The 17,436-nt window shown below is 67.6% G+C and carries 19 protein-coding genes; 10 read left to right on the top strand and 9 right to left on the bottom strand.

Annotated elements, in window-relative coordinates; translation table 11 throughout:
• Nucleotides 1-181: 181 nt before the first annotated feature.
• On the top strand, nucleotides 182-1,084 hold the full coding sequence (locus CJ301_RS02145) for a YihY/virulence factor BrkB family protein (RefSeq protein WP_099273718.1): 903 nt from the start codon (nucleotides 182-184) through the stop codon (nucleotides 1,082-1,084).
• On the opposite strand, the gene CJ301_RS02140 is transcribed toward CJ301_RS02145, so the two are convergent.
• Complete coding sequence (locus CJ301_RS02140; protein ID WP_099273716.1) at nucleotides 1,028-1,759, bottom strand: Crp/Fnr family transcriptional regulator; 732 nt, start codon at nucleotides 1,757-1,759, stop codon at nucleotides 1,028-1,030. The two genes, CJ301_RS02145 and CJ301_RS02140, sit on opposite strands and share 57 nt — an antisense overlap.
• Nucleotides 1,760-1,852: 93 nt before the next feature.
• On the opposite strand from CJ301_RS02140, the gene CJ301_RS02135 reads away from it, so the two are divergent.
• Complete coding sequence (locus tag CJ301_RS02135) at nucleotides 1,853-2,206, top strand: hypothetical protein (protein ID WP_162620392.1); 354 nt, start codon at nucleotides 1,853-1,855, stop codon at nucleotides 2,204-2,206.
• A 4-nt stretch (nucleotides 2,207-2,210) separates the two neighbouring features.
• Here the strand turns inward: CJ301_RS02135 and CJ301_RS02130 are convergent, their stop codons facing one another.
• A complete protein-coding gene (locus CJ301_RS02130; RefSeq protein ID WP_099273712.1) occupies nucleotides 2,211-3,023 on the bottom strand; it encodes a response regulator in 813 nt (270 codons plus the stop codon).
• A 117-nt stretch (nucleotides 3,024-3,140) separates the two neighbouring features.
• Between CJ301_RS02130 and CJ301_RS02125 the strand changes: the two genes are divergently transcribed.
• The 8 genes from CJ301_RS02125 to CJ301_RS02090 all read left to right on the top strand — a co-directional run bounded on the left by CJ301_RS02125 (nucleotide 3,141) and on the right by CJ301_RS02090 (nucleotide 10,665).
• Nucleotides 3,141-3,356 (top strand): NepR family anti-sigma factor, encoded by a 216-nt coding sequence (locus CJ301_RS02125; RefSeq protein WP_099273710.1) that lies wholly within the window; start codon nucleotides 3,141-3,143, stop codon nucleotides 3,354-3,356.
• A gap of 1 nt (nucleotide 3,357) precedes the next feature.
• Nucleotides 3,358-3,915, top strand: coding sequence for an RNA polymerase sigma factor (locus CJ301_RS02120; RefSeq protein ID WP_099273708.1), 558 nt, complete (start codon nucleotides 3,358-3,360; stop codon nucleotides 3,913-3,915).
• Nucleotides 3,912-5,660 carry a sensor histidine kinase gene (locus CJ301_RS02115; protein ID WP_099273706.1) on the top strand — a complete coding sequence of 583 codons (1,749 nt, stop codon included), beginning with the start codon at nucleotides 3,912-3,914 and terminating at the stop codon, nucleotides 5,658-5,660. The genes CJ301_RS02120 and CJ301_RS02115 overlap by 4 nt, the downstream gene beginning before the upstream one ends.
• Entirely contained in the window at nucleotides 5,660-7,339 is a 1,680-nt protein-coding gene (locus tag CJ301_RS02110; protein ID WP_099273704.1) for a phospholipase D family protein, read from the top strand. Before CJ301_RS02115 ends, CJ301_RS02110 begins: the two co-directional genes overlap by 1 nt.
• A gap of 359 nt (nucleotides 7,340-7,698) precedes the next feature.
• On the top strand, nucleotides 7,699-8,340 hold the full coding sequence (locus tag CJ301_RS02105) for an ATP-dependent Clp protease proteolytic subunit (protein WP_099273702.1): 642 nt from the start codon (nucleotides 7,699-7,701) through the stop codon (nucleotides 8,338-8,340).
• A gap of 147 nt (nucleotides 8,341-8,487) precedes the next feature.
• Nucleotides 8,488-9,753: an ATP-dependent Clp protease ATP-binding subunit ClpX gene (clpX, locus tag CJ301_RS02100; RefSeq protein ID WP_099273700.1), complete on the top strand. Its 1,266-nt coding sequence runs from the start codon at nucleotides 8,488-8,490 to the stop codon at nucleotides 9,751-9,753.
• A 175-nt stretch (nucleotides 9,754-9,928) separates the two neighbouring features.
• Nucleotides 9,929-10,312, top strand: a complete 384-nt coding sequence (locus CJ301_RS02095; protein WP_099273698.1) for an NADH:ubiquinone oxidoreductase subunit NDUFA12 — start codon at nucleotides 9,929-9,931, stop codon at nucleotides 10,310-10,312.
• A complete protein-coding gene (locus tag CJ301_RS02090) occupies nucleotides 10,309-10,665 on the top strand; it encodes a DUF2155 domain-containing protein (protein ID WP_099273696.1) in 357 nt (118 codons plus the stop codon). Before CJ301_RS02095 ends, CJ301_RS02090 begins: the two co-directional genes overlap by 4 nt.
• On the opposite strand, the gene aat is transcribed toward CJ301_RS02090, so the two are convergent.
• The 7 genes from aat to CJ301_RS02055 form a co-directional block, all read right to left on the bottom strand.
• Entirely contained in the window at nucleotides 10,629-11,282 is a 654-nt protein-coding gene (aat, locus tag CJ301_RS02085; RefSeq protein ID WP_099273694.1) for a leucyl/phenylalanyl-tRNA--protein transferase, read from the bottom strand. The two genes, CJ301_RS02090 and aat, sit on opposite strands and share 37 nt — an antisense overlap.
• A 14-nt stretch (nucleotides 11,283-11,296) precedes the next feature.
• On the bottom strand, nucleotides 11,297-12,646 hold the full coding sequence (gene accC / locus CJ301_RS02080; protein WP_099273692.1) for an acetyl-CoA carboxylase biotin carboxylase subunit: 1,350 nt from the start codon (nucleotides 12,644-12,646) through the stop codon (nucleotides 11,297-11,299).
• 5 nt (nucleotides 12,647-12,651) lie between these two features.
• On the bottom strand, nucleotides 12,652-13,155 hold the full coding sequence (accB, locus tag CJ301_RS02075; RefSeq protein WP_099273690.1) for an acetyl-CoA carboxylase biotin carboxyl carrier protein: 504 nt from the start codon (nucleotides 13,153-13,155) through the stop codon (nucleotides 12,652-12,654).
• Nucleotides 13,156-13,269: 114 nt separating this feature from the next.
• Nucleotides 13,270-13,773: a hypothetical protein gene (locus tag CJ301_RS02070; protein WP_099273688.1), complete on the bottom strand. Its 504-nt coding sequence runs from the start codon at nucleotides 13,771-13,773 to the stop codon at nucleotides 13,270-13,272.
• Between the two features lie 141 nt (nucleotides 13,774-13,914).
• On the bottom strand, nucleotides 13,915-15,864 hold the full coding sequence (acs, locus tag CJ301_RS02065) for an acetate--CoA ligase (RefSeq protein WP_099274189.1): 1,950 nt from the start codon (nucleotides 15,862-15,864) through the stop codon (nucleotides 13,915-13,917).
• Nucleotides 15,865-15,896: 32 nt separating this feature from the next.
• The gene (locus CJ301_RS02060) at nucleotides 15,897-16,652 is read right to left on the bottom strand and encodes an ABC transporter ATP-binding protein (protein ID WP_099273686.1); all 756 of its coding nucleotides are present in this window, start codon (nucleotides 16,650-16,652) and stop codon (nucleotides 15,897-15,899) included.
• 16 nt (nucleotides 16,653-16,668) lie between these two features.
• Nucleotides 16,669-17,427, bottom strand: coding sequence for an ABC transporter ATP-binding protein (locus tag CJ301_RS02055; RefSeq protein WP_099273684.1), 759 nt, complete (start codon nucleotides 17,425-17,427; stop codon nucleotides 16,669-16,671).
• Nucleotides 17,428-17,436 lie beyond the last annotated feature (9 nt).

The following is a 17,436-nucleotide window of genomic DNA, read 5'->3' as shown; positions in this document are numbered from 1 at the left end:
TCGTCTCTCGCATTCCCCAAAGGCCGGTGGCGGCTCCTCCTGATCATTCCCTCGGGGAGGATCCTGCCGCCGGCCACCCCTCTCCAGCGCTCTTCACAACCCGAAGCCGTCATGCCAGTTTGCGCATGGGCGGCTTGTCGCTCATCCGGGGCTTCTCCGGACGATCGCGAGCGGGGTGCGCATGACCGAAAGAGCCGGCAAGATCCTGAGCCCGCGCGGCCTCTGGCGCTTTCTCGTGGGGCTCTGGACGCTCTCGGGCGAGGTGCAGCTCGGCCTCATCGCGGCGGGCGTCGCCTTCTATTCGATCTTCGCGATCTTTCCCGCCGTGGCGGCGCTGATCGCGATCTTCGGGTTGGTCTCCGACCCGGCGGTGATCGAGACCCAGCTCGTGCTGATGGAGGAGATCATCCCGAACGAGGCCTATGATCTCTTGCAGGAGCAGCTGAACCTCATGCTGGCGACCCGGCCCGAGACGCTGGGCTTCGCGACGCTTCTTTCGACCTTCGTGGCGCTGTTTTCGGCGCGCAACGGCGTGGCCTCGCTGATCATCGGGCTCAACCAGATCTATGGGCGGCCCAACCGCAACGGCGTGCGGCAGCTCGTGGTGGCGATCCTGCTGACGCTGTCGCTGATCGTGATCGCCGTCCTGGCCCTTCTGGTGGTGGTGATCGCGCCGATCCTGCTGGCGGTGCTGCCATTGGGGGCGGGCACGGGCTGGCTGCTCGAGGCGGTGCGCTGGATCGCGGCCTTCGGCATCGTGCTGGCCGGGCTCGGCGTGATCTACCGCTTCGGGCCCAACACGCGCGGCGCGCGCGGAAGCTGGCTCACGCCGGGCGCCTTTCTCGTCATCCTGTTCTGGCTCGTGGCCTCGGCGGGCTTCTCGTTCTATCTCGCCAATTTCGGCAATTACAACGAGGTCTACGGCTCGATCGGCGCGGTGATCGCCCTTCTGATGTGGCTCTACATCTCCGCCTGGCTCGTGCTCCTGGGCGCTGCGGTCAACGTGGTCTGGCAGCGCAGCCTGCGCTCACAGGAGCGGCCGGACAAGCTCGGCCTCGAGGTCGGCCCCCGCCAGATCGGCTAGGGTGGTGAGGTCATGGACCTGCATCCGCCCCTCCTGCCATGAGACGAGCTGACGCTCGCGCAGCTTGGCGAGCGTCTTGTTGGTGTGCACGAGGCTGAGACCCAGCGCATCCGCGAGATCCTGCTGCCGGTAGGGCAGGGGAAAGCCGCCCTTCGCATCGACCTGCCCGAGCGCGTGCTGGCGCAGGTAGATCCGGGTGATCGCCCAGGCCAGGCGCGACAGGCCGCTGCGCTGGCCGAGGCTCGCCAGCGCCTCACCGAGAAAATGCTCCTCGACCGCCGCAAGCCAGGTGATGTCGAAGGCGCGCGCCGGGTTGGCGCCGAAGAAGCGGAAGAATTCGCTGCGGTTGAAGACGCACAGGGTCATGTCGGTCGTGGCTTCGACCGAATGCTGCATCTCGTTCATCATCCCCGCCTGCAGCCCGAGAAAATCGCCCGGAAAGACGAAGTTGATGACCTGCCGCCTGCCGTTCTCCAATGTCTTGTAACGCAGGCCGAGACCCGAAAGCGCGGTGTAGAGCTGCGGGCTGTTGGAGCCTTCGAGCAGCAGCGGCGTGCCCGGCCCGATCCTCAGCTCCCCGGACTTGAATCGCTGGATGGCGCGGATTTCCGACTGGTCGAGCTTTGCAAAGACGCGCCGGGCGCGGAGGGGACAAGCCAGACAGGGTGTGGGCATCGGAACTCGCGATCGGAATGTCGTAGTTTAATGCGGCCCCATGCCGAATGTTCCATTTGCAACCCGAAGGTAGCCGAAATGCGGGGCAGCGGAATGGTTAGGGTGTTGATCGTGGAGCGGGTGCCGCTCATCGCGCTCGATCTGATGGAGATCGTGAACGAATGCCGGCCCGGCGCGGCGGTCCATGTGCTGCGCGACCTGCGGCAGATGGAGGAGCTTCTGGCCGCGATCGGCCGGGCGGAGCTGGGCTTCATCGGTGTCGCGGCCGAGGCGCGCGGCACCTTGTTCGCGCATCCGATGCTGCGCGAAAGGCTGGGCAGGGTGGTGATCACCGACCGCGTCGCGCCCCCCGACGCGCCGCCCGCGAACTGGTTCGTGGAGCCGCGGCCGGTGGTGCCGGCCGCGCTCCGTCGTCACGTGCTCTCGATCCCGGAGCCCGTCTCCTGAGCGATCAGCCGTGCAGCGGGCCGGTCGAGGAGAAGAACATCGCCTGGCTCACCGCCGAGCGCACCTGCTCCTCGCCGTAGGGCTTGGAGATCAGGAAGGCGGGCTCGGGGCGTTCGCCCGTCAGCAGCCGCTCGGGGAAGGCGGTGATGAAGATCACCGGCAGGTTGCCATGCGCCTCGAGGATGTCGCGCACCGCGTCGATGCCCGAGGAGTTGTCGGCAAGCTGGATGTCGGCCAGCACGAGGTCGGGCTTTTCGGCCTGGGCGAGCTTCACCGCATCGTCGCGGGTGCGCGCGACGCCGGTGATGGCGTGGCCCATGTCCGACACGATGGATTGCAGGTCCATGGCGATGATCGCCTCGTCCTCGATCACGAGGATCCGGCCCGAGATGCTGTCTTCCATCTCCTGCCGGGCGATCTTCACGAGATGTTCGACCTCGTCGATGTCGGTCTGCATGATCTCGGCGATCTCCGCGGTGGAGAAATCCTCGATGGTGTTGAGAAGCAGCGCCTCGCGGGTGTTCGGGGTCAGCTTCGACAGATGGGCTTGCGCGGCGGCGGCGAGGCCGCTTTCATCGCCCGATACGGGCGCTCCGGAACTGACCCAGATCATGTGGAAGACCCGGAACAGCGCGGTGCGGGGCGAGGAATCCGTGTCAAAGACCGAGCGATCCTCGAGGATCGCCTCGAGGGTGGCCGCGGCGTAGGTGTCACCGCTGTCCTGGCTTCCTGTCAGCGCCCGCGCATAGCGGCGCAGATAGGGCAGCTCGTGCCCGATCACCGTGGCGAGGTCGGGTGCGGTGGTGGTTGTCGTCATCGGCTGAGAGTCCCCAATTTCATTTTTTCTGGAACCGAACGTGCCGCGCGGCATTGTGGTTCCATGGTGCAGCCATGCTATGCGAGGCTGTCGAAAATGACGAGGGTATAAGCGGGAATGACACAGCGGGACCAAGGGGACGCGCGCGGCGATATCGACGCCCATCTCAAACGTGCGTTTCAACAGCTCACCGACGAGGCGCTGCCGGACAGGTTCACCGACCTTCTGGCGCGGCTGAAGGCCGGTGAGGGTGCGGCGAGCGCATCGTCCGGGGCCGGCGACGAGGAGCCGGACAAGGAAACGGCTCAGGCAGGCAAGGCGAGCAGGGGCTAGAATGAGCCATCAGGATCCGAGAGACGAACTGGTCGGCCATCTGCCGGCCATGCGGGCCTTTGCGCTGTCTCTGACGCGCAACGGCGCCCAGGCCGACGACCTCGTGCAGGACACGGTGGTCAAGGCCTGGACCAATTTCGACAAGTTCAAGCCCGGCACCAATCTGCGCGCCTGGCTGTTCACCATTCTGCGCAACACCTTCTACTCGGGGCGCCGCAAGGCGCAGCGCGAGGTGGCCGATGTCGACGGCGTCTTCACCGCCTCGCTGGCCGAGAAGCCGGCGCATGACGGTCGCCTGCAGATGAACGATTTCCTGCGCGCCTTCGCCGCCCTGCCCGACGAGCAGCGCGAGGCGCTGGCCCTGGTGGGGGCGTCGGGCTTTTCCTACGAGGAAGCCGCCGGCATGTGCGGCGTGGCGATCGGCACCATCAAGAGCCGGGCCAACCGGGCGCGCGTGCGCCTGGCCGAGCTGCTGGAGCTCGACGACGAAGACGGGCTGGGCATGACCGACGAGGCGACCATGGCCGTTCTGGCGGCGCAAGGCGGGTCTCACTTGTGAGCGATGCGACAGGCGAGCGGGACCGGGCGGCTTCGGCCGGTCGTTGGTTCAGCGCGCATGGTCTGGTGCTGCGCGTGGTCGCCTTCCTGACCATCGCGCTGATGCCCATCGGCCTGATCGCGATCTACCAGACCGCCGAATTCCAGCGCGAAACGCTGCGGCGCTCCGAGCTTTCGCTGCTGGCGCTGACCGCGCAGGCCGGCGCGCCGGTGGAACAGACCATCGAGCGCGCCTTCGGCGTGGCCGAGGCGCTGGGCGTGGTGATCGACGAGCTCGACGACCCGGCGAGCTGTTCGAGCTATCTCGACCGCTACATCGAAGGGCGCAGGCTCTATGCGATGATCGGCCTCGTCGATCCCGACGGGACGATGCGCTGCTCGTCGCTCGACCGGCCGCTCGACATGCGCGAGACCGGCATCTGGGAGCAGATGTCGGTGACGCCTTCTCCCATCGTGACGCTGAGCCAGCGCCCCGAGATCGCCGACGAGCCGGTGATCAACGTGGCCAGCCCGATCGAGGAGGGCGGTCGCTTCATGGGCTATGTCCAGCTGGCGATCCCGCAGCGTCGGATCGCGGCGCCCTCGGGGCTGATCGCGGCCGAACGCAGGCCGATCCAGCTGGTGACCTATAACGAGCTGGGCGAACAGCTGACCGTGCAGAACCCCGACAGGCCGCTCGACACGCTGCTGCCCGAGGATTTCGATCTCTCCTCGCGCACCGGCCTGCGCGGCACCGCCACGGCCGCGGTCTCGCCCGAGGGCGAGCGGCTGGTCTATGCGATGACGCCGCTGGTGACGGGGGCGGTCTTTGCGCTGGGGATCTGGCCGGCCGCCGAGGGGTTTGCCTCGCCGCTGCTGCCGAGCCTCTTTCCCATCCTGATGTGGGCGGCGAGCCTGCTCGTCGCCTATTACGCGATCCACCGGCTGGTGATCCGCCATGTCAGCCGGCTGGGCCGCTCGATGCGCCGCTTCGGGGCGAACCGGCAGCTGCCCTCGCAGGCCAGCACCGGCGACATGTCGCGCGAGCTGCGCGAGATCGAGGGCGAGTTCGTGCAGATGGCGGGCAACATCCTGCAGGACGAGGCGCGGCTCGAAGACCAGCTGCGCGAACGCGGCATCCTGCTGAAAGAGGTGCATCACCGGGTCAAGAACAACCTGCAGCTCATCTCCTCGATCATGTCGATGCAGATGCGCCGCACCCCCGACGCCACGACCCGCGAGATCCTGAGCCGCTTGCAGGACCGGGTGCTGGGCCTGGCGACGATCCACCGCACGCTCTATGAGAGCGAGGATGTGGGCCGGGTCAACGCCGCGCGGCTGCTGCGCGAGATCGTGGCGCAGCAGGGCGCGGCCTCGGGCGCTGGCCCCGAGCTTGCGACGCGGCTCGATCTCGAGGATCTGGAGCTTCTGCCAGATCAGGCCGTGCCGCTTTCCCTGCTGACCTCCGAGGCGCTGGCCAACGCGCTGAGCAACGCCGCGCCGGACGAGACCGGCGAGCCTTGGGTGGCGGTTTCGCTGCGCCGGGAGGCCGAGGGCATGGTGCGGCTGGAGATCGCCAACTCCGCCGCGCCCGAAACCGCGCGGGAGGCGGGGGGCACGCGCAGCCAGGGCCTCGGCACCAACCTGATCCAGGCATTCGCGGCCCAGCTCGGTGGACCCAGCGAGACCTCCCACGAGTTGGGGGTCTATCGGCTCTCGACCCGTTTCCGGGTTCGGGAAATGCAATATGACCCGCAGGATTATTGATGGCACCAGGGCGAGACGACAGCATCGGGATTCCTCTGCGCGAACGGCGCGGCACCGCCAAGACGGATACGGATTACGCCGAGAACCACCCGGCGCGCGCGCGCTGGGCGAGAGAGGCGTTGCCCGACCCGGTCCTGCCGGACGATCCCGAGCTGCCGATGCCGCTGATCACCGCCGAGCAGGGCTACCCGGTCCTTGAGCGCTGCTTTCTGGAAGCGAAGCACCGGGTGCGCATGTCGTTTCGGGTGTTCGATCCCTTCACGCAGCTGCACTCCACCTCGGCCCGCAGGATCGGTGAGCTGTGGTTCGACCTGATCGCGCACAAGCTGCGCGAGGGGCTCGAGGTCGAGATCGCGATCACCGATTTCGACCCCATCGCCGTGAACGGCATGCACGCCATGACATGGGACGCGATCCGCGGCCTGATCGCGGCGGGGGAGGCCTCGGGCCATCCCGAGCGGCTCAAGCTGCGCGCGGCGATGCACCCCGCGCGGGTCGGCCTCGTGCCGCGGACGCTTCTGTGGTACAAGACCTGGAACATGCTGCGCGCCACGGCGCGCCAGATCGGCAGCCTGCCCTCCGAGGAGCGCGAGGAGATGCTGCGGCTCAGGCCGGGGCTGGGGCGGCACCTGACCACGCGGCGCGGCAAGCTCGCGGCAAAGGTCTGGCCGATCCCCGAGCTTTACCTCGCCACGCATCATCAGAAGCTCGCCACCTTCGATGATGACTGGCTCTATATCGGCGGGCTCGATCTCGACGATCGGCGCTACGACACCTGGCGGCACGACCGGCCCGCGCAGGAGACATGGCACGACGTGCAGCTTTTGATGGGCGGCTCGATCGTGGCCGATGCGCACCGCCATCTCGACAGCTACCTCGCGGTGAACGCAGGCGCTGAGCCCAAGCCCACGGGCCGCATCCTGCGCACGCTGTCGGCCCATCGCCGCCCGGCGATTTTGCGCATGTCGCCGCAGGAAAAGGTGTCCGAGATCCTCGAGGCTCAGCGCGACCTGTTCTCGGGCGCGCGCGACCTGATCTATATCGAGACGCAGTTCATGCGCGACCGCGACATCGCGCGCACGCTGGCGCGGGCCGGGCGGGCCAACCCCGAGCTGGGGCTGGTGCTGGTGCTGCCCGCGGCGCCCGAGGACGCGGCCTTTTCCGAGGCGCGGGTCGATGCGCGCTACGGCGATTACCTGCAGGCGCGCTGCGTGCGCAAGATCGCGCGCGCCTTCGGCGACAGGGCGCTGATCGTCTCGCCGGCGGCCAAGCGGCGCGCCACCGAGGAAGACCGCGGCCCGCGCGCGCGGATCTACCGCGCCCCGATCATCTATGTGCATGCCAAGGTGTCGATCGTCGACGGCGCGGATGCGATCGTTTCCTCGGCCAATCTCAACGGCCGTTCGATGCATTGGGACACCGAGGCCGGGGTCAGGCTGCAACGCGCGGCCGAGGTGGCGCCCTTGCAGACGGCCTGCATGCGGCATTGGATGGGCGAGGACGGCCCGCCGCGCGCAGGCGAGAGCGGTCTCGATCTGGTGGCGCGCTGGCGCGGCATGGTCAATGCCGACCGCGCCCAGGTGCCCGAGCTGCGCAAGGGTTTCCTGCTGCCCTATCCGCTGCGCCCGGCCTGGCGGCTGGGTCGCAACCTGCCGGGCGTGCCCGAGGCGATGGTCTGACCGCCGCGACGCGGCGGAACCCTGCCTGCCGCACCGCGTTGCGCCCTGACACGACCCATGAGGACGCCATGACCATCGCGATGATGGTGGCCGCCCTTGCAGGTCTGGTGGTGGTCGCGTTTCTGATATTCCTGCTCACCGGTGGTGATGACTGAGCGGCGGGACAGGAAGAGGCCATGGCCGTTTCGCTGCCGGACGGTCGCCGCAGGCGCGCCGTCGCGTCCGATCTGCCCGGACGCGGCGGGGCCGCCGCGCCGCCCCCGGCGGGGGCGGCTGTTGAAACCCCCCGGACGGACCACTAAGACTCTGTCAGGACAAGATCCGCATAAGACGCAAGCGTTCCCGAAAAGGCAGAGCAGATGCACGATCCCGTTGAGACCTACATGAACCTCGTCCCGATGGTGGTCGAACAGACCAGCCGCGGCGAGCGCGCCTATGACATCTTCTCGCGCCTGCTGAAAGAGCGCGTGATCTTCGTCAACGGCCCGGTGCATGACGGCATGAGCCAGCTCATCGTCGCCCAGCTGCTGCACCTCGAAGCCGAGAATCCGAAGAAGGAAATCTCGATGTACATCAACAGCCCCGGCGGTGTCGTCACCTCCGGCCTGTCGATCTACGACACGATGCAGTACATCCGGCCCAAGGTCTCGACCCTGGTGATCGGCCAGGCCGCCTCCATGGGCTCGCTGCTGCTGACCGCGGGCGAGAAGGGCATGCGCTTTTCGCTGCCCAACAGCCGCGTCATGGTGCACCAGCCCTCCGGCGGCTATCAGGGCCAGGCGACGGACATCATGATCCACGCCGCCGAGACCCAGAAGCTCAAGACCCGGCTCAACGAGATCTATGTGCGCCACACCGGCCAGCCCTTGGAAAAGGTCGAGGCGGCGCTGGAGCGCGACAACTTCATGTCGCCCGAGGAAGCGCGCGACTGGGGCCTGATCGACGAGATCCTGACCAGCCGCGGGCAGGGCGACGAGAAGACGCCCAACACCGCCGGTTGAATCGACGCACGGTCACCCCTCAAACCGGGGTGACCGACGCTTCCGGGCCGGGATTTTGGCGTTGTGGCCACGAAATGGCTGCCCTATCGTCTGAGCAAGGGCAGTCCGAGAGAGATAAAGCAGGGCCGATGGGCCCGGGGGTTCGATATGGCAAGCACGTCCGGCGGCGACAGCAAGAACACGCTCTACTGCAGCTTCTGCGGCAAGAGCCAGCACGAGGTGCGCAAGCTCATCGCGGGACCGACCGTGTTCATCTGCGACGAATGCGTCGAGCTGTGCATGGACATCATCCGCGAGGAAACCAAGGGCTCCGGCCTCAAATCGACCGAGGGCGTTCCGACCCCGCGCGAGATCTGCGACGTGCTCGACGATTACGTGATCGGCCAGATGCATGCCAAGCGCGTGCTCTCCGTCGCGGTGCACAACCACTACAAGCGGCTCAACCACGCGGCCAAGGCCGGCGATCTGGAGCTGGCGAAATCCAACATCATGCTGATCGGCCCCACCGGCTGCGGCAAGACGCTGCTGGCGCAGACGCTCGCGCGCATCCTCGACGTGCCCTTCACCATGGCGGATGCGACGACGCTGACCGAAGCCGGCTATGTCGGCGAGGATGTCGAGAACATCATCCTCAAGCTGCTGCAGGCCTCGGAATACAACGTCGAGCGGGCGCAGCGCGGCATCGTCTATATCGACGAGGTCGACAAGATCACCCGCAAGTCCGACAATCCCTCGATCACCCGCGACGTCTCGGGCGAGGGGGTGCAGCAGGCGCTCCTCAAGATCATGGAGGGCACCGTCGCCTCCGTGCCGCCGCAGGGCGGGCGCAAACATCCGCAACAGGAATTCCTGCAGGTCGACACCACCAACATCCTGTTCATCTGCGGCGGTGCCTTCGCCGGGCTCGACAAGATCATCGCCCAGCGCGGCAAGGGCTCGGCCATGGGCTTCGGCGCCGACGTCCGCTCGGATGACGATCGCGGCATCGGCGAGATCTTCGGCGATCTGGAGCCCGAGGACCTGCTGAAATTCGGCCTGATCCCCGAATTCGTCGGCCGCCTGCCGGTGATCGCGACGCTGACCGATCTCGACGAGGAGGCGCTGATCACCATCCTGACCGCGCCGAAGAACGCGCTGGTCAAGCAGTATCAGCGCCTGTTCGACATCGAGGACACCAAGCTGACCTTCACCGATGACGCGCTCAAGGCCATCTCGCGCAAGGCGATCGAGCGCAAGACCGGCGCGCGCGGCCTGCGTTCGATCATGGAGGGCATCCTGCTCGACACCATGTTCGAACTGCCGAGCCTCGAAAGCGTCACCGAGGTCGTGGTCAACGAGGAGGCGGTCGGCGACGGCAAGCCCTTGATGATCCATGCCGACGGCGCCAAGAAGGAAGCCGCCTCCGCAAGCTGAGGCGGCGCGGGGCACCGTATCGAAAGAAGGGCGGATCGGCGGTGGCCGGTCCGCCCTTTTCGCATTGGCCCCGCCGGCCTGTCGGGGCCGCGCGGAGGGCCGCCGCAAGCACGCCCACCCACTGGACCTTGCGCCCGCTTTGCGGCATGACGGGGCGCAGGACAGGAGACCTTTCATGAGCCTCGGCAGCATTTTCAAGCGCATCTTCACCTGGTGGAACGGTCAGACCGTCGGCACGCAGCTCTTCACCTGGCGCAAGGGCCAGAAGGTGGGCGAGGATCGGCAGGGCAACATCTTCTACCGCACCGCCGACGATTCCAAGCGCTGGGTCATCTATAATGGCGAGGTCGAGGCAAGCCGCATCGACCCCGAATGGCATGGCTGGCTGCACCGCATCTGGGACGCGCCGCCGAGCGAGCGCCCGCTGGTGCACCGCCCTTGGGAAAAAGAGCACGAGCCGAACCACACCGGCACGGCCATGGCCTATGCGCCCAAGGGCTCGATCCGCCGGGCCGCCCCGGCCGACATGAAGGATTACGACGCGTGGCAGCCCGAATGATCCGCGCGGGTGCCCTGGCGCTCGCTCTTGCGGCGGGCCCGCTCGCCGCGCAGGAGGCGGCGGTGGCGCCGGGCGGCGTGCTGCGCGTGCTCGACAAGATCACCGGCATCGTCACTGATCTCGACCTCGCCGCGGGCGAAAGCGCGACCGTGGGCCACCTGTCGATCGAGCTCGACGAATGCCGCTACCCGGCCGACAACCCGGCGGGCGACGCCTTCGAGCGGCTGATCGTGCGCTACCAGAAGATCGAGGACCCGGTGTTCCAGGGCTGGATGATCGCCTCGGCCCCCGCCCTCAACGCCATGGATCACCCGCGCTACGACGTCTGGCCGTTGCGCTGCAGAACCTCCTGAGCCGGCGCCGGGGGGCCGGGGGCGAGGAAATCGCCGCGCCCCTCCAGCGCCCCGGCCAGCGCCGCGCGGTAGCGGGCGCGCGGGGTCTCGACGAAGCCGAGGCTCGCCAGATGCGGCGTCAGGAATTGCGCGTCGAACAGGGTGAAGCCGCCCAGCCTCAGCCGGTCCACCAGCCAGACCATCGCAAGCTTCGAGGCGTCCGTGCGGCGCGAGAACATGCTTTCGCCGAAGAAGGCCGCCCCTAGAGTGACACCGTAGATGCCGCCGGTCAGCTCGCCCTCGTGGCGGATTTCGACGCTATGGGCAAAGCCCAGCCGGTGCAGCCCGGCATAGAGCGAGAAGATCTCGTCGTTGATCCATGTCTCGGCGCGGTCAGCGCAGCCCGCCACCACGCCCTCGAAATCGCCGTCGATCACGATCTCGAAGCCGCCGCGCCGCATCCGCCGCGCGAGGCTGCGCGAGATGCGGAAACCATCGAGCGGCAGCACCCCGCGCTGGCGCGGGTCGACCCAGAAGATCTCCGGGTCGTCCCGGCCTTCGGCCATGGGAAACACGCCCTGCGCGTAGCCGTGCAGCAAAAGCTCGGGCGTGAGCCGGGGCTCGGGCCGCGAAGACATGCGCGGCCCCCGCCTCAACCCTGCAGCGTCTGTTCGAGCCAGCGCTCGAGCCAGTGGATGTTGTAGTCGCCCGAGAGGATGTCGGGCTCGCCCAGAAGCGCGTGATGCAGCGGCACGGTGGTGTCGATGCCGTCCACGATCAGCTCGCCCAGCGCCCGGTTGAGCCGCGCCAGCGCCTCGGCCCGGTCGGCCCCATGCACGATCAGCTTGGCGATCAGGCTGTCGTAGAAGGGCGGGATGCGGTAGCCGTCATAAAGCGCGCTGTCCATCCGCACGCCAAGGCCGCCGGGCGCGTGATACTGCGTGATCCGGCCCGGGCAGGGTGCGAAGTTCGGCAGCTTCTCGGCGTTGATCCGCACCTCGATCGCGTGGCCGCGGATCTGCAGGTCGTCTTGGGTGAAGGACATCGGCAGGCCGGAGGCGACGCGGATCTGCTCGCGCACCAGATCGACGCCGAAGATCGCCTCGGTCACCGGATGCTCCACCTGCAGGCGGGTGTTCATCTCGATGAAGTAGAACTCGTCATTCTCGAACAGGAACTCGATCGTGCCGGCGCCGGCATAGTTGATCTTGGCCACGGCGTCGGCGCAGACCTTGCCGATGCGGTCGCGCAGCTCTTGCGTGATGCAGGGGCCCGGCGCCTCCTCGAACACCTTCTGGTGACGCCGCTGCAGCGAACAGTCGCGCTCGCCCAGATGCACCGCGCCGCCCTTGCCGTCACCGAAGACCTGGATCTCGATGTGGCGCGGCGTGGTGAGGTACTTCTCGATATAGACCTCGTCATTGCCGAAGGCGGCCTTCGACTCCGAACGCGCGGTCTGGAAGGCGCGCTCGATCTCGGCCTCGGTCTTGGCGACCTTCATGCCGCGCCCGCCGCCGCCGGCGGTGGCCTTGATGATGACCGGGTAGCCGATCTCGGAGGCGATCTTCCTTGCGGCCTCGACCGTGGGCACGCCGCCGTCGGAGCCCGGAACGCAAGGCACGCCGAGCGCCTTCATCGTGTCCTTGGCGGTGATCTTGTCGCCCATGACGCGGATATGCTCGGCGGTGGGGCCGATGAAGGTCAGGCCGTGATCCTCGACCGCCTGCACGAAGGCGGCGTTCTCGGACAGGAAGCCGTAGCCCGGATGGATCGCCTGCGCGCCGGTGATCTCGCAGGCCGAGAGGATCGCCGGGAAGGAGAGGTAGGACTGCCCCGAGGGGGGCGGGCCGATGCAGATCGCCTCGTCGGCCATGCGCACATGCATGGCGTCCGAATCGGCGGTGGAATGAACGGCGACGGACTTGATGCCCATCTCGCGCGCGGCCCGCACGACCCGAAGCGCGATCTCGCCGCGATTGGCGATGAGGATCTTGTCGAACATGGGGCTCACTCGATGATCATCAGGGGCGCACCGAACTCGACCGGGCTGCCATCCTCGACGAGGATGCGCTTGACCGTGCCGGTGCGGGGCGCGGGGATCTGGTTCATGGTCTTCATCGCCTCGATGATGAGGACGGTGTCGCCCTCCTTCACCTGCGCGCCGGGGGTGACGAAGGCGGGCGAGCCGGGCTCGGCCTGAAGATAGGCGGTGCCGACCATGGGCGAGGTCACCGCGCCGGGATGGCTGGCCGGATCCTCGGCAGCGGCGGCCGGGGCGGGCGCGGGTGCCGCGGCCGGCGCGGAGGCGGCGGCCATCGGCGCCGGCGCGGAGGGCTGCGACATGGCGACCTGCTGGACCACTTCGCGCGCGCGGCTGACGCGGACGTTCAGGCTGTCATTCTCGGCATAATCGCGCTTGACCTGAAGCTCGGTCAGGTCGTTTTCATGCAGCAGTTCCGCGAGCGCGCGGATGAAGCTGACATCGCTGTCGTGGCTGGTCTTGTCGCTCATAGCTCTGGGCCCCTCATGTCGCGCCCGTCCGGGCTGCAGTTCCGGGGGCTTATACGCCGGTTCGCGGGGCGAGGAAAGCAGCCCGCGCCCATCGAAGCGGCGGCGGGCGCCGCGTCAGCCGGGGTCGGGCGGCGGGCCGCTCTCTTCGTCCGCCGGCAGCGGGGCGTCGCCGGAGGCCATTTCGGGCCCTGCGAGAGGCGGCGCGTCCTCGGGGCCCTCCGCCGGAAGGGCGGGGCCGCGCGTCTCGTCCGGCCGCGCGGCTTCGGCTTCGGCCTCTGCCCTGGTTTCGGCCTCGATCTTGGCCTCGCGCCGGGCCTCGATGGCGTCGCTATCGGGCAATATGGCGATTCCCCAGGGTTTGAGCGTGTGTTCGGGCAAGGGATCCGGCATCGAGGCCGGGGCCTGATCGGCCAGTCGGGCCGCCTGCACCAGCCCGAGCCCCAGCTGATCCGGCGGGCGCGGCGCGGTGGCGACGGTGGCGTCCATGCGCGTGACAGGCGGAAGGTCGGGGCGCGGTGCCGCGGCCGAGATGGGCGCGGCGCTGCCGGGGCGGTCCAGCGCAAGCGTCGACCCCGCCGGTTGCGCCGCCGATTGCGAGGCCGGTTTCAAAACATCCATGCGAAACTCCCGAATCACGTAACCCCACCGGGGACGATATTGGGGAGGAAATGCGAAGATCCGGTAAAGAGGGGCCGACCTTCCGGTCGGCCCCCCTGTGGTGCCCGGATCCTGTGGCGCCCGGGTCATGCGCCAGCTGTGTCAGCCGCGGTTCATCCGGTTCTCGATCAGCTCCTCGACGACCTGCGGCTCGGCCAGGGTCGAGGTGTCGCCCAGGCTGCCATGGTCGTTCTCGGCGATCTTGCGCAGGATGCGGCGCATGATCTTGCCCGAGCGGGTCTTGGGCAGGCCCGGCGCCCACTGGATGCAGTCGGGCTTGGCGATCGGGCCGATCTCCTGGCGCACCCAGTCCTCCAGCGCCTTGCGCAGCTCCTCGGTCGCCTTGACCCCCTCCATCAGCGTGACATAGGCATAGATGCCCTGACCCTTGATCTCGTGCGGATAGCCGACCACCGCCGCCTCGGAGACGGCCTTGTGCGCGACCAGCGCGCTCTCGACCTCGGCGGTGCCCATGCGGTGGCCCGAGACGTTGATAACGTCGTCGACGCGGCCGGTGATCCAGTAATAGCCGTCGGCGTCGCGGCGGCAGCCATCGCCCGAGAAGTAGTAGCCCTTGTATTGCGAGAAATAGGTCTGCTCGAAGCGGTCGTGATCGCCCCAGATCGTGCGCATCTGCCCCGGCCAGCTGTCGGCGATGGCGAGCACGCCCTCGGCCTCGGTCTCCTCGATCACCGCGCCCGATTGCGGATCGAGCACGACGGGCTTCACCCCGAAGACGGGCAAGGTGGCCGAGCCCGGCTTGGTGGCGATGGCGCCGGGCAGGGAGGTGATCATGTGGCCGCCGGTTTCGGTCTGCCACCAGGTGTCGACGATCGGCACGCGGCCCTTGCCGATGACGCGGTCATACCATTCCCAGGCCTCGGGGTTGATCGGCTCGCCCACCGTGCCGAGCACCTTGAGCGACGACAGGTCCGCCCCTTCGGCCCAATGGTCGCCCTTGCCCATCAGCGCCCGGATCGCGGTGGGCGCGGTGTAGAACTGGTTCACCTTGTGCTTTTCGCAGATTTGCCAGAAGCGCGAGGCGTCGGGCCATGTCGGCACGCCTTCGAACATCAGCGTGGTCGCGCCGTTGGCGAGCGGGCCATAGACGATATAGCTGTGCCCCGTGACCCAGCCGACATCCGCCGTGCACCAGAACACGTCGCCATCATGGTAGTCGAAGCTGTATTGATGGGTCATCGCGGCATAGGCGAGATAGCCGCCCGTGGTGTGGACGACCCCCTTGGGCTGGCCGGTGGAGCCCGAGGTGTAGAGGATGAAGAGCGGATCTTCGGCGCCCATCTCCTCGGCCGGGCAATCGTCGGAGAGGCCGTCCTCCATCTCGTGCAGCCAGTGGTCGCGGCCCTCGACCATCTCCACCGCGCCGCCCGAACGCTTGACCACGAGCATCTGCGTGCCCTCGGGGCATTTCTCGAAGGCCTTGTCGGCATTGATCTTGAGCGGGGTGTTGCGGCCACCGCGCGGTGCCTCGTCGGCGGTGATCACCACCTTGGCATCGCAGCCCGTCACCCGCGCCGAAAGCGCGTCGGGCGAAAAGCCCGCGAAGACCACAGAATGGATCGCGCCGATCCGGGCGCAGGCGAGCATGGCATAGGCCGCCTGCGGGATCATCGGCATGTAGATGACGACGCGGTCGCCCTTCTCCACGCCCATCTTCTTCAGCACATTCGCCATCTTGCCGACATGCGAATGCAGCTGCTGGTAGGTGATGTGCTGCGCCTCGGCCTCGGGGTCGTCGGGCTCCCAGATGATCGCGGTCTGTGTGCCGCGCGTGGCGAGGTGCCGGTCGACGCAGTTCTGCGCGACGTTGAGCGTGCCGTCCTCGAACCATTTGATCGAGACCTGCCCGAGGGTGAAGTCGGTGTCCTTCACCTTGGAATAGGGTTTGATCCAGTCGAGCCGCTTGCCCTCCCTGGCCCAGAAGCCCTCGGGGTCCTGCATCGACTGCGCATACATCCGGTCGTATCCCGCCCGGTCGATATGGGCGCGGGCGCGGGTTTCTTCGTTCGGCTCGTGAAGCTGCGGTGTCATGAGCTGATCCTTCATTCTCTCTCCCTCGATGCTCAGATCGCGAGGTAGCGCTGTCGCAGCGCCTCGTCCTCGAGCACCTCCTGTGCCGATCCGTCATAGACGACCGAGCCGGTGTCAAGGATCACCGCCCGGTCGGCGAGCTTTAGCGCTGCGACGGCGTTCTGCTCGACGATGATGGTGGTGATGCCCTGATCGCGGATGATGTTCAGCGTCTTGGCGATCTCCTGCACGATCACCGGGGCGAGACCCTCATAGGGTTCGTCCAGAAGCAGCACCTTGATGTCGCGCGCCAGCGCCCGGGCGATGGCGAGCATCTGCTGCTCCCCGCCCGAGAGCGTCACGCCTTCCTGTTTGCGGCGCTCCTTGAGCCGCGGGAACAGCCCGTAGATCCGCTCCAGCGACCAGCCGATGGGCGGCGCGATCTGCGCCAGTTGCAGGTTCTCCTCGACCGTGAGGCCGGGGATGATGCGCCGGTCCTCGGGCACCAGCGCGATGCCGTTGGCCGCCGCCTCGTGCGACTTCATCTTGTGCAGCGGCTTGTGGTCGAGCCAGATCTCGCCATGCCTGAGCGCCGGGTCGTCGAGCCGGGCGATGGTGCGCAGGGTCGAGGTCTTGCCCGCGCCGTTGCGGCCCAGAAGCGCCAGGATCTCGCCCTCGTGGATGTCGAAGCTGACCCCCTGGACGATGTAGCTTTCGCCGTAATAGGCCTGGATGTCCCAGACCGAGAGGAACTTGGGATGGGTCGCGGCGTTGTTCTGCCCGCGGTCGAATGTCGCCGTTTCTGCCATGTTCTCGCTCCCGCGTTCAGACCTGCGCTTCGCCCAGATAGGCTTCGCGCACCTTGGGGTGGCCCTTGATGTTCTCGGGCGTCTCCTCGACCAGCGGCGTGCCCTGCGCCAGCACCGTGATCCGCTCGGCGAGGGAGAAGACCACGTGCATGTCGTGCTCGATGATGCACATGGTGATGTCGCGCTTGGCCTTGATCTCCTTCAGGAGGTCGATGGTGTTGTTGGTGTCGGCCCGCGCCATGCCCGCCGTCGGCTCGTCGAGCAGCAGGAGCTTCGGTTCCTGCACGAGGCACATCGCCATCTCCAGCCTGCGCTTGTCGCCGCGCGACAGGCTGGAGGCGGTCATGTGCCGCTTCTCGAGCATGTTGACATCCGCCAGCATCGCCTCGGCCTGTTCGCGGATGCCCGCCTCCCGGCGCACCGTCTCGTAGGCATGCAGGCGGAACGCCCCGTCGCGCCGCGCGAAGCAGGGGATCATCACGTTTTCCAGCACCGAGAGATCGGCGAAGATCTCGGGCGTCTGGAACACGCGGGAGATGCCCATCTGGTTGATCTCATGCGGCTTGCGGCCCAGCACTGACTGCCCGTCGAACATGACCGAGCCCGAATCCGGGATCAGCTTGCCGACGAGGCAGTTCAGCAGCGTCGACTTGCCCGCGCCGTTGGGGCCGATGATGGCGTGGACGGTCTGCTCCTTGACCGAGAGGTTGACGTCGCCCAGCGCCTGCAGGCCGCCGAAGCGCTTGTTGACGCCCTTGACTTCGAGAATGCCCATGGTGGCGCT

It is taken from the genome of Limimaricola cinnabarinus (genome assembly GCF_002723615.1).
GTDB lineage: Bacteria > Pseudomonadota > Alphaproteobacteria > Rhodobacterales > Rhodobacteraceae > Limimaricola > Limimaricola cinnabarinus_B.
The sequence above is the reverse complement of the archived record's forward strand: the minus strand, read 5'-3'. Positions and strand labels throughout refer to the sequence as shown.